This is a genomic window from Nocardioides sp. NPDC000445 (assembly GCF_040300245.1).
Classification (GTDB): Bacteria; Actinomycetota; Actinomycetes; order Propionibacteriales; family Nocardioidaceae; genus Nocardioides.
Genome location: NZ_JBEPDH010000012.1, coordinates 176,383 through 191,048 on the forward strand (window position 1 = coordinate 176,383; position 14,666 = coordinate 191,048).

The window sequence follows — 14,666 nt, forward strand, 5'->3', positions numbered from 1 at the left end:
GCTCCCTCTGGCTCGCTCCGTCTCATCTGCCTCGCTGGTCGAGCCGCGAGCGCCAGCGAGCGTGTCGAGACCAACACAGTCGCTTCGCGTCCCGGTCGAGCGTGTCGAGACCTTCTGTCCGTGGACAGGCGTTGGGGACTGGTTTTCGGGGGGGGGCCGTGGGCCGCCGACCCTTTCCTGGAGGGCGTTCTCGATCTGGACCGGCGTCAAGGACGCCCTGCGGGCGCCGGCTTCGCCGGCCGCCTTCGGCGGTCCTGGACCCCGGACCAGATCGAGAAAGGACTTGGCTGGCTATCGGGGCGGCGGCCCGGGTGTGGCGCAGCAGGTTCTTGCTTGAGACAGGTGATGTTGATAGGGCGGAAGGGTGGCCTTCGGGCCACTTACCATCCACAGAAGCGACGCCGTTCGCCCACCGCGAAAAAGCCTCTTGACCTGCACCTATGGATGGTTAGGTATCCCATTGAGGCGTAGAATCAGACCCATCACAACACCTCTTTGAAAGGGATGGCTGGCGATGAGTCTCGGCCGCTCGATCGACCCCTGGGGAACCAACCCCGGCGACGCGATCGACGCTGCCCTGGCCGCCATCGAGACCGCCCTCCACGACCTGCTGGCCACTGACCCGGCCTACTGGCGCACCGAGCAGAAGAAGGACCTGCTGGCACGGTTGGAGAAACTCCAAGCCCAACAAGCCGCTCTCAGACTGCGGGTGCTCGCCACGGCCGGTGACATCGCCGAAGAGACCGGAGCCAAGGACGCCTCGGCCTGGATGCGGGCCGACCTGCTGGTCGACAAAGCAGTCGCTCGGTCCCAGATCAAACTTGCGGCGGCGGTCAGCAAGTACGACCTCGTCGCCGCCGGCCTCGCCGACGGAGTCGTCTCCCAGGACAAAGCCCGGGTGATCACCCAAGCCCTGGACAAGATCGAGGGCGACCCGGTCGCCAGCACCGAGGACCTGACGCTCGCCGAGAAGCTCCTCGTGGATCACGCCACCCGGTTGGCCGCCAACGAACTCCGCATCGTCGGACGACGGATCCTGCGTGAGATCGACCCAGCCCGGTTCGAAGACGCCGAAGCCAAAGCACTGCTGGCCGAGGAGGAACGGGCTCAGCAGAAGACCGCGCTACGGGTCTGGGACAACCACGACGGCACCGTCGGGCTCGAGCGTGTTCTGCCGACCTCGATCGGGATGAGGTTCAAACGGCTGGTCGAGGCCTACGCCCAACCCCGCAAACAACAACTCGTCGACAAGGGTGCCCCGTTGCCGCCATGGGCACGACTCATGGGACAAGGCTTCGCCCGGCTGCTCGAGACCATCGACCCGGCCGCCATGCCTCGCCACGGCGGGGATGCGACCACCATCAACGTGGTCATCTCCCTGGAGGAGCTCCGCAAGGACCTCGGCATCGCCACCCTCGGTTACGACGAAACCAACGGCACCACCATCACCGTAGCCGAGGCGAGGCGGATGGCGTGCAACGCCACCATCATCCCCTGGGTGCTCGGTGGAGACGGCGAGGTCCTCGACGCCGGCCGAGCCAGCGGGTTCTTCCAACCGATCCAGCGCAAGGCACTCCGGCTGCAGCAGAAGTGCTGCCAAGCCGAAGGCTGCGACATGCCACCGGAATGGTGCGACGCCCACCACCTCGACCCGTGGGCCGCCGGCGGCAAGACAGATCTCAAGGACGGCGCGTTGCTCTGTTCGCATCATCACCGGCTCGCACACAACCCGGCGTACCTGCACGGGCGGTTACCGGACGGCACCATCCGATTCACCCGCCGCCCCTAACCAGCCGGCAGAGCGGTGCGCTCCGCAGACGGGGCGGTCGCAGCACGGCCCCGCAGGGCAAGCCATCCCGCGAGCGCGACGACGAGGAGCATGGCCACGTTGTGGGCGTACTTCGGGCCTGCCGCGACATCACCGATGAGGGGGAAGTAGGTGAACGCCAGCAACCCCCGCTCGAGCAGGAACGCAGCACCGACCGCCGCGGTGTGTCGGATCGTCCAGGCTCGCGTCCGGGCGGCAAGAAGGAGCAGCAATCCGCCCGTCGCCGTCGCGGTCGCGGCGCCGATCACGCCCCACCAGGTCGCAGCCATCAGATCAGGAACGAGCGCGAAGACGAACGCGACACCGAGGACCAGCCAGATCGAGACGCCGGGCTTCCCGGGACCGGCATGGTCCTCCTGGTGGCGCCGACCGACGAAGACGGCGAGGAGCACCAGAGCGCCGACCACCCCGGCCGTGGGGAGCAGCTGAGCCTGGGTCCCCGACCGTGACTCCGGGTCGGTCACGATCAGCGCGGCGGCGACGGCGTACGCGATCGCGGCGAAGGTGACGCCGATCGGACCCAGCCACGGCTTCCTGGCCCGATCGGGCACCCATGCCTCGGCCAGTGCCACCGGCGCGGCGAAACTGAAGATCACGTGCCCGACGATGAACGAGTAGGCGTTGTAGCCGCTGAGCCCGACGGCCCGAATGAGGGTCGGCTCACGGTTCTCCTCCCAGCCCTCGTAGCCGCCGTAGTCGGCGCTGAACAGAGACTGGTCGATGAGGCCGGCCTGCGCCATACCCAACGCCGCGAAGAAGAGCAGCAGGCTCGGCCAGCCCCAGCCGAGGCGGCGCACCAGCTCCCGGGCCAGCAGCGCCGGCGCTCCGTAGAGCGCGCCGAAGAAGACCAGCGCGAAGACGATCCCACCGACGTTGCCCGTGCTGTCCCCGTACGCCGCCAGCAGTTCGGCCCCGATCCCGCACAGCACGAGCAGGCCCGCGATCTGGAGTACCTTGCTCCGGTCGCGGCGCGGTCGTTCACCGGCTGTCCTCGCCGCCGACGGTCGCGCCACCAGCCGCCGGACCAAGGCGTACGTCGCGGCAGCCAGCCCGACAACCTGAACCCAGCGCGCGACGGCCACGGGCACGCCGCGGTCACCGATCAGATCGGGCCCGAGTCCGGCGCCGAGCGACGCGACCGTCACGACGGCGACCGCGACCAGAGCGAGGACGGCGCCGGGACGACCCCGCCACCACCAGCTCACCCCTGCCGCGACCAGCAGGATCGGCACCCCAGGCGTGATCCGGATGCCGCCGTCCGACGTCGGCGGGCCGACGACACCCAGTCCGAGCAGACCGACCACGGCGACCAGGAGCGCTATCGCGACCATCCGTTGCCGACGCATGAGTCCAGGCTAGAAACGAGCCGGCCTCGCGGCATCGTCCTTCCGTCGCGACCTCACTCGACTTTGGTCGCGCCGAGTCGGCTCATCGTGACCGACTCCCCCGCCGAGTCGGCGCGTCCTGACCGACTCCCCCGCCGAGTCGGCGCGTTATGACGAGCCGACTCGGCGCCGGATCTCGTCAGTTTGCGCCGACTCGGCGACGAGGTCAGGCGTCGTCGGCGGGGGCCTCGTCGGCAGGGGCTTCGTCGGCGGGGGCGTCCTCGCGCTGCGGGCGCCAGAACGCCGCGAGGAGCAGGGCGGTGCCGAGCACACCCACACCGAGCGCGACCGCGCCGCCGACCCAGCCGTCGTAGACGATGTCGAGGGCCGAGTCGAGCGAGATCGTGCCGGGGCCGGTGACGCCGAGGACGACCGCGACGACGGCCAGGATCATGACGTACTCCCAGCCCTCCTTGAAGACGAAGAAGCCGTTGGGCCGGTGGGCGAGCAACGCGGCGACGAGCATCACGCCCACGACGCCGGCAGCGGCCAGCGGCGTGATGAGGCCCAGGATCAGCAGCACTCCGGCACCGATCTCGGTCACCACGCTGGCCCACGCCTGCAGGGTGCCGTGGCGCAGGCCGAGGCTCTCGAACCAGCCCGCGGTGCCGGCGATCTTGCCGCCTCCGCGCCAGTGGTTGACGCCATGGGCGATCATCGTGCCGCCCACCGCGAGCCGGAGAAGCATCAGAGCCAGGTCGACGGGGTCCATCACAGTCCTCGGTGTTGTGGGGTTGGAGTAGTGGCCCACCCTAGGAGGCGTCCGGGCACGATGCGTGCAGCGACGCCGTAGGCTCACCCGAATGCTGCTGCTCGGAGTCGTTCTCGCCCTGGGCTCGGCGATCGCCCACGCTGCCTGGAACACGGGCTCGAAGACCATCGCGCCCGCGGGGCGGCCGGCGCTGTGGGCGGTGGCGATCGTGGAGAGCTGTCTGGTCGTCACGGTCACCGCGGTGGTGATGATCGTGCGCGGGCACGGCATCGCGGTGTCGTGGGAGCTCCTCCTGCTCTCGCTCGGCAGCACCGCGATGCATGCGCTGACCATGGGTCTGGTCCAGGTCGCCTACCAGGACTTCGACGTCAGCCAGATCTACCCGCTCTCCCGCGGTCTGGCCCCGGTCGTGGTGGCGCTCACCGGCATGGTGGTGCTCGGGCAGTGGCTGAGCTGGGCGCAGTGGGGTGGCGTACTCCTGATGGCGGCAGCGGTCGGGGCGCTGCTGTTCGAGACCGTCCGCACGCGGGGATCGCTGCAGGCGAAGCCGCTGCTGTGGTCGGCCGGCATCGCCGTCTCGATCGCCGGCTACACGACCTACGACGGCTGGGTGGTCGTCGAGCGCGGCCTCGACCCGATCGCTTACTACGCCGTCGGCACGGTCATCCAGGTGGTGCTGTGGAGCGTGATCGTGCACGGGAAGTACGCCGAGGGACTGCGCCAGGCCAGGACCCACGCCCGGACCGTGGCCCTGCTCGCGGTGCTGATCCCCACCTCGTACGTCCTCAGCCTCTACGCCACCCTGCACGCCCCGGTCTCGCTGGTGGCGGCGGTGCGCAGCTCGAGCCTGATCTGGGTCGCGCTCGCGGCGGCGCTGGTGCTGCGCGAGCCGATCGGGAGGGTACGCGTCGCCGCCACCGTCCTCGCCGCGGCGGCCGTGGTCGCGATGGTGGTCTGAGCGCGGCTTCAGCGCAGCGCCAGGAGACGCAGCTGGAGCGCCGCCCCGAAGCGCTGCTCCGGGTCGGCGAGGTCCAGGCCGCTGACCTGCTCGAGCCGGCGCAGCCGGTAGCGCAGCGTGTTGGGATGGATGAAGAGGGCGGAGGCAGCGGCGCGTACGTCGCCGTTCGCGTCCAACCACGCGTCCAGGGTCTCGGCCAGACCGGAGTCGTGGCGCTCGTCGTAGTCGAGCAGCAGCGCGATCGGGCCGACCGGACGCTCGTCCCGGGCGGCCGCGAGATCGCGGAGCTCGAGGAGCAACGACTGGGTGTAGACGTCGGCGAGCCGCGCCACCGAGCGGGTGTCGCCGCCCGGGGCGACGCCGTCGCGGAGCACCCGCATCGCCCGGGTCGCGGCCTCGCGGGAGGCAACGATGGCACTGATGTCCGAGCCGACCCCGCCGACGCCGACGACGACCGGCAGCCGCGTGCCGAGCCGCTCGCAGAACTCCCCGGCCAGCCGGGCGGCCCGTTCCTCGGGCTCGGAGCCGTTGCCGGGGAGCGGGACCAGGGCATGGACGATGCCCCCGACGACCGCGACCGCCGAGGCCGGCACGGCGGCCGAGAGGTGCACCGCCAGCGCGTCGGCGGCACGCTCGAGCGTGCTGGCGCCGCCCGGGTCGGGCTCGTGCTCGTGCTCGGCCGACGGTTCGTGCCGCAGCGCCAGGGCGAGCACGACCACCGGACGCCCGGCGAGGCCGAGCCGGCCCAGCGCGTCTCGCGCACCGGCCGCGCCCTCGAGGACCGAGCTGACCAGATCCGTACGCAGCCTCCGCTGCACATCGGCGCCGGCCCGCACCCGCAGCATGTGGAGCGCGACCAGACTGGCGGCGTCGCGCAACGCAGCGCTGCGCTCGGGGGTGACCTCACCGTCCATCGCCGCCCAGATCGAGCCGAGGACCTCGTCGCCGGCACGGACCGCGATCGCGACGCGCTGCTTGCTGATCCTGTCCTCGTCGAGACGGGCCGGGTCGACGACGACCGGCCGATGCTCGCGGTAGAGCTCACGGAAGACGCCGAGGTCGGTGAGCATCCGGGCATAGCGTTCGGGAACCTGGCGGCCGATGACCGTCTCGACCCGCGAGGCGTCGGCCTCGTCCTGACGGCCGGAGAAGGCAAGCACCCGGGAGCTGCGGTCCTCGATCGTCACCGGCGCGTCCAGCAGCGCGCCGATCGCGTTGGCAACCGCGAACAGGTCGCCGGAGGGCAGACCACCGAGCGTCTCCGCCTCGGCCGGGCCGATGTCGCCCTCGGCGAGGAGCGAGCGCAGCAGTGCGGTCAGCTGCGCCCAGGTCGCCCCGCGGCGCAGGCCGAGCAGGGCGGTCCGACTCTCCTCGACCGCGGCGGCCAGGGCATCGGTCAGCACGACGGGGGCGCGGACGACCAGCCCGACCGCCCCGCGGCGGCCCACCTCGCGAACGAGCTCGGGCAGCTCGCCCGGCCGCACCCCGACGGCCAGGACCAGCGCCCCGGCGGGGTGCACCGGCTCGTCGTCGGGATCGTGGATCACCACGCCGCCGATCTCACCGTCGTGGGCCGGGTCGCCGGCCAGCAGCTCCAGCAGGGTGTCGCCCAGGTCGTCGAGAACGCGGCCCAGACTCGCGCGCGGACGCTGGCTCACGCCCGGAATACTAGTGCCGGATCCCAGCACGACGCATCAGGGCTACGCAACGAGCGGGATCCATTCGGTCGAGGTGGTGAACGACTCCAGGACCTCCGGGATCGGGGTGACTCCCAGACCCGGGCCGGTCGGGACGTTCATGTGGCCGTCCTCGATGGTGAGCGGCTCGGTGATGTCGGTGCGGTAGAACCGGTCGGAGGCGGAGATGTCACCGGGAAGGGTGAACCCCGGTAGCGCGCCCAGCGCGGCGTTGGCGGCGCGGCCCAGCCCGGTCTCGACCATGCCGCCGCACCAGACGGCGAGACCGTGCGCGGCGGCGAGGTCGTGGATGCGTACGGCTTCCAGGTAGCCGCCGACACGGCCGGGTTTGATGTTGATGATCGAGCATGCCCCGAGTGAGATCGCGGCGGCTGCCGTCTGGGCGGAGACGATCGACTCGTCGAGGCAGACCGGGGTGCGGATCTCGCGGGCCAGCTTCGCGTGGCCGAGGACGTCCTCCTCCTCCAGCGGCTGCTCGACGAGGAGCAGGTCGAACGGATCCAGCTTCGCCAGGTGGCGGGCGTCGCGCAGCGTGTAGGCGGTGTTGGCGTCGACCTGCAGCGGGATGTCGCCGAACCGCTCCCGGACCGCGGCCACCGGCTCGATGTCCCAGCCCGGCTCGATCTTGAGCTTGATCCGCACGTAGCCGGCGTCCAGGTAGCCGCCGACGACGTCCAGCAGCTGGGGCACGGAGTCGAAGATGCCGACCGAGACACCGCTCGGCACCCGGTCGTGCACGGCTCCCAGCTCGCGGGCCCAGGATCTCCCGGCCGCGCGCAGCTCCGCGTCGAGCAGCGCCATCTCCAGGGCCGCCTTCGCCATCCGGTGTCCCTTGACCGGGTGCAGCACCTTCCCCACCGCGTACGCCCCGTGCTGCTCCAGCGCGCCGCCGGCCGCGGCCAGGGCCGGAAGCAGGAACCGGCGGAGCACGTCCGCGGTCGCCTCGACGTACTCGGAGGAGTAGAGCGGGTCCGCCATCGCGACGCACTCCCCCCATCCCTCGCTCTGCGAGGTCACCGCGCGCAGCAGCAGGATGTCGCGCTCGTTCTGGGTGCCGAAGGAGGTCCGGAAGGGCGACACCAGTGGCATCGACACCCGTCGCAGCTCCATCCCTTCCAGCTTCATGCGGTTCCTTCCGTCGTGGCCGTTGCGGCCAGGAGATATCCGTTGTCGCGATCGAAGCCGGCGATCCGGCCCGACTCCAGGCCGCTCATCAGCTGCTCGCGGACCTTCGTACGCCATGCCCTGGCCTCGCCGGGGTCGGAGACCCGCAGCGCCTCGATGTCGCGGGGCACCGTGACCCATGAGGCTCCGCGCGTCTCGGCGGCCACCGCGACCGCGTCGACCGGGCTGCCGTCACACGCGGCCGCCACCTCTGCAGAGCCCAGGTCCCAGTGCACCAGGATCCGGTCGCTGGCGTCCTCGCCGTCGTTGATGCCGTCGGCCATCGAGCCGTAGAAGTCGGGGAGGTACTCCGCGACCCGGGCGCCGAGCTTGGCCAGGTTGAAGTAGGCGTTGCGGGCCACGAGCGGGTCGAAGGTCCACTCCATCAGGGTGATCCCGCGCTCCAGGCACCAGGCCCGCTGGTGCAGCTTGAGCGCGAAGCCCGCGTGCCGGCCGGCCATCTGCGGGACCACGCCGGCGATGTGGCTGTGCATCGCGCGGGCCGCCGGCACCGAGTGGAAGCCGACGCAGACCCCGACCATCTCGCCGCTGGTCGCGTCGAAGGCACCGGCGACGTACCCCTCGGCCTTGCGCATCGCACGCATCAGCTCGGACCCGAGCGGCGGGTTGTCCGGGACGCCCCAGATCCCGCCGAGGACCTGCTCGGCCCGCTGCAGCTCCGCGATGCCGTCGAGCTCGCGGACGGTGACCCCGGCGGCCGCGGCCGCTCGTTCGTACGACCCCCATGCCCGCGTCACGGCCGGTTCCTCGATCCCTCGGCCGACCGACCGGCCACCAGGTCCTCGAGCAGCCCGTGCAGCAGCAGCGTCCGGTCGACCAGCCGGTCGACCAGCACGTGCTCGTTCTCGGCATGTGCCCCGCCACCGACCGCGCCGAGCCCGTCGAGCGTCGGGGTGCCGACGCCGGCGGCGAAGTTGCCGTCGGAGGCTCCGCCGACCGCCGCCTGGTCCGGCACCGGCAGCCCGAGCCGGGTGGCGACCGAGACGGCCCGCTCGAACAGTGCCGCCGACATGGACTCCTCCAGCGGCGGCCGGTTGATCCCGCCGTGCACGACCAGCTTCGCGCCCTCGAGCACCGGCTCGAGCGCGTGCATCCCGGCGTCGACGCGCTCCTGCTCTGCCGCGCTCCAGGCGCGTACGTCGACCGTGAACCGGGCCACCGCCGGGACCGTGTTGAGCGTCGTGCCCGCCGACGCGGACGTCGGGGTCACCGTCGTCCCCGCGGACGGGGAGGCGAGCGCGGCCACCGCCGGCACCTGGTGGGCCAGCTCGACGGTCGCGTTGATGCCCTTGCCGGGCTCCAGACCGGCGTGAGCTGCCCGTCCGACGACCTCGACCTCGTACATCGAGGTCCCCTTGCGAGCCGTCTTGAGCGCGCCATCGCCGACCGAGGCCTCGAGCACGAGCACCGCCGACGCCTCCCTGGCTTCGGCCTCGATGAGGGCGCGTGAGGACGGCGAGCCGAGCTCCTCATCACCGGTGACCAGCAGGCTGATGCCCTCGGGCGAGGGCAGCGCGGCGACCGCGTGGAACGCCATGACGAGGCCGGCGAGCATGTCGAAGCAGCCGGGGCCGCGCAGGACACCGTCGGTGACGGCGTACGGGATCCTGTCCAGGGTGCCGTGCGGCCAGACCGTGTCGTGGTGGCCGAGCAGCAGGACGTGGGGTCCGGACCCGAAGCGCCAGCGCAGATGGGTGACGCCATCGACGACGAGACGCTCCGGAGGGGCACCGACGTGGGCCGCGCCGAGGCGTGCCACGACCTCGGCCGAGCGCGCCACGGCGTCCAGGTCGATGGAGGGCGACTCGGTCTCGACCAGCTCCCGGACATCGGTCAGGAGCCGGTGGAGATCGATCTGAGGTTGACGCATTCAGGCCTTCTTCGGGGTCGCGCGGGCGCCGAAGTGGAGGTATCGCTCGCCGGTCGGCAACGTGTAGAAGCGCACGGGGAAGTACGCCTCGGACTTGTCGGGCTTGACGGCGAAGATCGCGTCCGCGACCGGCACCAGCTCGTGCACCTCGGGCTCGGAGGCCCCCTCGAGGTCGGCGACGGGCCCGGAGACGGTCGTCCGCATCACCGGCTTGCCGTCGAGGACCAGGACCTCCTCCAGCACCGACTCGCGGGAGTACTCGCCGAGGTAGGGCGTGATGTCGACGTCGGGCGCGTCGGCGGGGATCTCGAAGCGGTCCGGGAGGCGCACGTCGGCGAGCTCGGCGAAGATCTCCTCGAAGAGGTCCTGGTAGAACGCGATGGCGCTGGCGACGTTGGTGTTGAGCGAGACCGCGATGCCGGCCTCGGGAAGCAGCCGCAGGAACGCGGCCTGCCCGATGGTGTTGCCGTCGTGACCGATCGCGCGCGCCCCGTGCCAGTCGCACCGGAACCAGCCCAGGCCCCACGAGTCGCCGAGAAGGTCCTTCTCCGGGCAGTCGACCTGGAAGGCGGCCATCGCCGCCACCGACGCGGCGGAGAGCACCCGGGTGCCGTCCTTCGCCACCCCACCGCTCAGATGCATCCGGGCGAAGGCGAGCACGTCGGCAGCGGTCGCGGTGATCAGGCCGGCCGGGCCGCACGAGCGAGGCAGCCCCCAGACCGGCGCGGGGGCGATGTCGTCGCCGGTGCCGAGGTGGCCCATCGCGAACGCGTGGACCATCGCCTCCTCGGGCAGGGTGCCGGTGCGGGTGAGGCCGAGCGGGGTGAAGAGTCGCTCCTTCATCGCCTGGTCCCAGGTCTGCCCGGTGACGACCTCGATGACCCGGCCGAGCAGCACATAGCCCGAGTTGCAGTAGGACCAGGTCGCGCCCAGCGGATGATTCTGGGCAGCCTCGCCGAGGCGGGCGACGTACTTCTCCAGCACGTCGTCGCCACGTCCGGTGTCGGTGAAGACGTCGCCGTCGATGCCGCTGGTGTGGGTGAGCAGGTGGTGGATCGTGACCTTCTCGGTGACCTCAGGGTCGCGCAGCTCGAGGTCCTCGATGATCTCCTTGACCGGCGTGTGGAGGGCGATCTTGCCCTCGTCGACCAGCTGCATCACCACGGTCGCGGTCCAGACCTTGGAGATCGAGCCGATCTGCCAGACGGAGTCGGTCGTGGCGGGCTGGCCGGTGCCGAGGTGGAGCACGCCGGTGGCCAGGGTGACCTGCTCGTCCGGGGCGCCGTCGCGGCCGATCCGGAGGATGCCCAGCTGGGCCCCGGGGACGCCGTGCTTCTTGGTCAGCTCGGTGAGCCGGGTCTGCCAGTGAGCGGAATCGATGGTCATCAGGTCTCCTTGGTGGGGGTGGGCGAGGGCGAGGTGCCGCCGGGGACGGCGGCGAGAAGCTCTTGGGTGTAGCGGTGGGTCGGGTTCTCCAGTACGTCGGCCGCGGGCCCGTGCTCGACGATGTGCCCGTGGCTCATCACCGCGACCGTGTCCGCCACGTAGCGCACGACGGCCAGGTTGTGGGAGATGAACAGCATCGAGAGGCCGAGCTCGCGCTGCATCTCACGGACGAGGTTCAGTACGGCGCCCTGGACCGAGACGTCGAGCGCCGAGGTGATCTCGTCGGCGATGAGCACCTGCGGCTTGCCGGCCAGCGCCCGGGCCAGGGCGACCCGCTGCCGCTGGCCGCCGGAGAGGCTTCCCGGGCGCTGGCCGGCGCGGCCCGGGTCGAGGTGGACCAGCTCGAGGAGGCGGGCGACCTCATCGGCTCGTTCGGTCTTCGACGGCCGGCCGGGGATGGCCTCGGCGATGCTCTCGCCGATGCTCATCCGCGGGTCGAGGGAGGAGTAGGGGTCCTGGAAGACCATCTGGACGCCCGAGCGTCGGCCGGCGGGGACGCCGTCGACCAGGATCCGCCCGGCGCTGACCGGCACCAGCCCGACCGCGGCCCGCGCGAGCGTCGACTTGCCCGAACCGGACTCCCCGACCAGCCCCACGATCGTCCCGTCGGGCACCTCCAGACTCACCTCGTGGAGCACCTGGGTGCGTCCGAACCGCACGCTGACCTGCTCGAACCGCATGCTCATGCGCTCACCTGCCTCGTCCGCTCCGACGGGAGTGGCTCCCCTGCGCGCCAGCACGCGACCCCGTCGAGGAGCGCTGGCTCCTCGCTGAGGCACTGGTCGGTCGCGAGCGGGCACCGGGCGGCGTACGCACACCCCGAAGGCACCGCGGCGGGGTCGACCGGCTGGCCCGGGATGGTGGCCAGCGGCTGGTCCCGCGGTGTGCTCATCGACGGAACCGCCGCGACCAGCGCCCGGGTGTACGGGTGGCGGGCGCCGCTGTGGAGGTCGCCGGCGGCGAGCTCCTCGACGATGCGGCCGGCGTACATCACCAGCACCCGGTCGCAGATCTCGCCGATGACGGACACGTCGTGGGAGATGAGCAGGATCGCGGTGCCGTGCTCTCGGCGTACGTCCTCGAGGAGTGCCAGGACCTGCTTCTGGACGGTGACGTCCAGGGCGGTCGTGGGCTCGTCGGCGATGATCAACCGTGGCGTGCCCATCAGGCCCATCCCGATCATGGCGCGCTGGCGCATGCCCCCGGATAGCTCGAACGGGTACGCATGGGCGGCCCGCTCCGGGTCCCGCAGGCGCACCGCACGCAGCCGGTCGACGGCGCGGGCGAGTGCTTCCCGCCGGCTGAGCCCCTGATGGAAGCGGCTCACCTCGGCGAGCTGCGGGCCGACCCGCATCGCCGGGTTGAGCGAGGTCATCGGGTCCTGGAAGACCACGGTGAGCGAGGTGCCGAGCAGGTCCTCGTGGTGGCCGCCGTCGTGCAGGTCGGTGCCGCAGAGGGTGACCTCGCCGGTGACCCGGCAGGGCTCCTCGACGAGCTGGGCGATCGCGAGCGCGGTCAGCGACTTGCCCGACCCCGACTCCCCCACGATCCCCACGGCCTCACCGGGCCGCAGCGAGAGCGAGACGCCACGGACCGGAACGACCGGGGCCGACGGACCGGGGAAGGCGACGGCGAGGTCGCGTACGTCGAGCACCAGCTCGTCGGCCGGCGCGGACGCCTTCCCGGCAGCTGAGCGAACCGGCACCGACCAGGCGCGTGGCCCGACGACCGGCGTCACGCCCAGCGCCCCCGCGACCGCCTCGCCGGTGAGGTTGAAGGCGAGGCCGGCGATGACGACCGCGATCCCCGGCGCGAGCGCGGCGAGCGGGTGGAGGTAGATCCCGGCCAGACCGTCCTGCATCAGCCGCCCCCAGTCGTACGCCGGCGCCTGGACACCGAGACCGAGGAAGGAGAGGCCGGCGAAGGCGAGCAGCGCGCCGCCTGCCCCGATGGTCGCGTTGACGACGAGCGGCTCGGCGACGTTGGGCAGCACGTGCCGCACCAGGATCCGGATCCGGCCGAGCCCGGCGATCTCGGCCGCTGCGACGTAGTCGCGGGAGGCGATGCCGGCGATCAGCGTCTGGCAGAGCCGGGCGAACGTGGGCGCACCGGCGAACCCGATCGCCAGCACCGCTCCGCGGGCTCCGACCCCGAACACCGTGGCCAGGAAGAGGACCAAGAGCAGTCCGGGGAAAGCGACGAGGATGTTGACCAGCGCGGTCACCGGCCGCCCGAGCCGCTGCCCGAGCAGCCACGGCAGCGATCCGAGCACCAGCCCGGTGAGCACGGCGATCGCGGTCGCGAGCAGCGCCAGGGAGACGGAGAGCCTGGTGGCCACCAGCACCCGCAGGAACAGGTCGCGGCCGGCGTTGTCGGTGCCGAACCAGTGCTCCGCCGAGGGCCCGGCGAGCAGGTTGTCGGTGTCGACCGCGGCGGCCCCGTCGCCGAAGACGACCGGAGCGAGGACGGCCATCAGCAGCACCGCCGCGAGCAGGCCGGCGCCGAGCGCCCCCACCGGCGTACGCAGCGCCCTCATCACGCCTCCCCCACGGTCGAGCGGGGGTCGAGGAGCGCGAGCGCGACGTCGACGAGCGTGTTGACCACGAGCACGATCACTCCGTAGACGAGCACCGTGCCCTGCACGACCGGATAGTCCTTGGTGACGATCGACGAAACGATCGTGCTGCCGAGCCCGGGCCAGGCGAAGACGTTCTCGACCAGCACCGTGCCCGCGACCATCGAGGCCAGCAGCATCCCGCCGAGGGTCAGCGTCGCGGTGACCGCGTTCGGGAGCGCGTGCACCAGGTGGATCCGTCGTGCCGGGAGCCGCTTGGCCCGGGCGGTGCGGATGTAGTCGGACTCCAGCACGGAGATCATCTCGACGCGGACGATCCGGGCGAGCATCGCCGCCGGTCCGATCGCCAGGGCCAGGACGGGCAGGACGTAGGACGCGGCCCCGTCCTCGCGGCCCGCGACCGGGAACCAGCCGAGGCCGACCGCGAAGACCGCGACGAGCACCACACCGATCAGGAAGTCGGGGATGGAGCCGATCACGACGCTGCTGGAGGCGAACCCCAGCGACGTACGCTGCCGCCGGCCGCGCCGAGTCGCGACCGCCACGGCGACACCGAGCGGGACGGCGATCAGGAGAGCGAGGGCGAAGGCGATGAGGCCGAGCGAGACCGTGGCGCCCAGCCGCCGGCCGATGGTCTCGCCGACGGGAAGCTGGGTCTGGATCGACTCGCCGAGGTCGCCGCGGAACAGGCCGCCGAGATAGTCCAGGTACTGGGTCAGCAGCGGGTCGTCGAGGCCGAGCGCCTGCCGCCTCGCCTCGACGAGCTCGGTCGGCGCGGTCATCCCGAGCGCGGCCCGGACCGGGTCGCCGGGCACCAGGTGGATCATCACGAACGCGGCGGTGACCAGCACGAACAGCGACACCAGCAGCCGCCCGCCCCGGCGCAGGGCGAACCGTGTCCACCGCCCGCCCAGGCCGCCCGAGCCGCCCGGACTGCCCGAGCCGCCCGGGCCGCCTGGACCGCGCGTCGTCGGGGGCGCGTGCACTGCTGGTGTCACCGTCATCGACGT

Annotated in this window: 12 protein-coding genes; 2 read left to right on the forward strand and 10 right to left on the reverse strand. The window is 71.8% G+C overall.

Annotated features, from left to right (window positions below):
* Window positions 1–514 precede the first annotated feature (514 nt).
* The gene (locus tag ABT304_RS17700) at window positions 515–1,789 is read left to right on the forward strand and encodes an HNH endonuclease signature motif containing protein (RefSeq protein WP_350717094.1); all 1,275 of its coding nucleotides are present in this window, start codon (window positions 515–517) and stop codon (window positions 1,787–1,789) included.
* Here ABT304_RS17700 and ABT304_RS17705 read toward each other — a convergent pair.
* Window positions 1,786–3,174 (reverse strand): hypothetical protein, encoded by a 1,389-nt coding sequence (locus ABT304_RS17705; protein WP_350717096.1) that lies wholly within the window; start codon window positions 3,172–3,174, stop codon window positions 1,786–1,788. The genes ABT304_RS17700 and ABT304_RS17705 overlap by 4 nt on opposite strands.
* Before the next feature lie 205 nt (window positions 3,175–3,379).
* The gene (locus ABT304_RS17710) at window positions 3,380–3,925 is read right to left on the reverse strand and encodes a DoxX family protein (protein ID WP_350717097.1); all 546 of its coding nucleotides are present in this window, start codon (window positions 3,923–3,925) and stop codon (window positions 3,380–3,382) included.
* Window positions 3,926–4,016: 91 nt separating this feature from the next.
* Here ABT304_RS17710 and ABT304_RS17715 point away from each other — a divergent pair, with 91 nt between their 5' ends.
* Window positions 4,017–4,883: a DMT family transporter gene (locus tag ABT304_RS17715; protein WP_350717099.1), complete on the forward strand. Its 867-nt coding sequence runs from the start codon at window positions 4,017–4,019 to the stop codon at window positions 4,881–4,883.
* 8 nt (window positions 4,884–4,891) lie between these two features.
* On the opposite strand, the gene ABT304_RS17720 is transcribed toward ABT304_RS17715, so the two are convergent.
* Genes ABT304_RS17720 through ABT304_RS17755 form a run of 8 tightly spaced genes read right to left on the reverse strand, consistent with a single transcriptional unit; the run spans window position 4,892 to window position 14,660 of the window.
* Window positions 4,892–6,541, reverse strand: a complete 1,650-nt coding sequence (locus ABT304_RS17720) for a PucR family transcriptional regulator (protein ID WP_350717101.1) — start codon at window positions 6,539–6,541, stop codon at window positions 4,892–4,894.
* Window positions 6,542–6,583: 42 nt separating this feature from the next.
* Window positions 6,584–7,705 (reverse strand): o-succinylbenzoate synthase, encoded by a 1,122-nt coding sequence (gene menC / locus ABT304_RS17725; protein WP_350717103.1) that lies wholly within the window; start codon window positions 7,703–7,705, stop codon window positions 6,584–6,586.
* Complete coding sequence (locus ABT304_RS17730) at window positions 7,702–8,502, reverse strand: GNAT family N-acetyltransferase (protein WP_350717104.1); 801 nt, start codon at window positions 8,500–8,502, stop codon at window positions 7,702–7,704. Before ABT304_RS17730 ends, menC begins: the two co-directional genes overlap by 4 nt.
* Entirely contained in the window at window positions 8,499–9,635 is a 1,137-nt protein-coding gene (locus tag ABT304_RS17735; protein ID WP_350717105.1) for a M20 family metallopeptidase, read from the reverse strand. Before ABT304_RS17735 ends, ABT304_RS17730 begins: the two co-directional genes overlap by 4 nt.
* Window positions 9,636–11,021: a serine hydrolase domain-containing protein gene (locus tag ABT304_RS17740; protein ID WP_350717107.1), complete on the reverse strand. Its 1,386-nt coding sequence runs from the start codon at window positions 11,019–11,021 to the stop codon at window positions 9,636–9,638.
* The gene (locus ABT304_RS17745) at window positions 11,021–11,767 is read right to left on the reverse strand and encodes an ABC transporter ATP-binding protein (protein WP_350717109.1); all 747 of its coding nucleotides are present in this window, start codon (window positions 11,765–11,767) and stop codon (window positions 11,021–11,023) included. The genes ABT304_RS17740 and ABT304_RS17745 overlap by 1 nt, the downstream gene beginning before the upstream one ends.
* Window positions 11,764–13,617 (reverse strand): dipeptide/oligopeptide/nickel ABC transporter permease/ATP-binding protein, encoded by a 1,854-nt coding sequence (locus ABT304_RS17750; protein ID WP_350717111.1) that lies wholly within the window; start codon window positions 13,615–13,617, stop codon window positions 11,764–11,766. Before ABT304_RS17750 ends, ABT304_RS17745 begins: the two co-directional genes overlap by 4 nt.
* Window positions 13,617–14,660, reverse strand: a complete 1,044-nt coding sequence (locus ABT304_RS17755; protein ID WP_350717113.1) for an ABC transporter permease — start codon at window positions 14,658–14,660, stop codon at window positions 13,617–13,619. The genes ABT304_RS17750 and ABT304_RS17755 overlap by 1 nt, the downstream gene beginning before the upstream one ends.
* Window positions 14,661–14,666 lie beyond the last annotated feature (6 nt).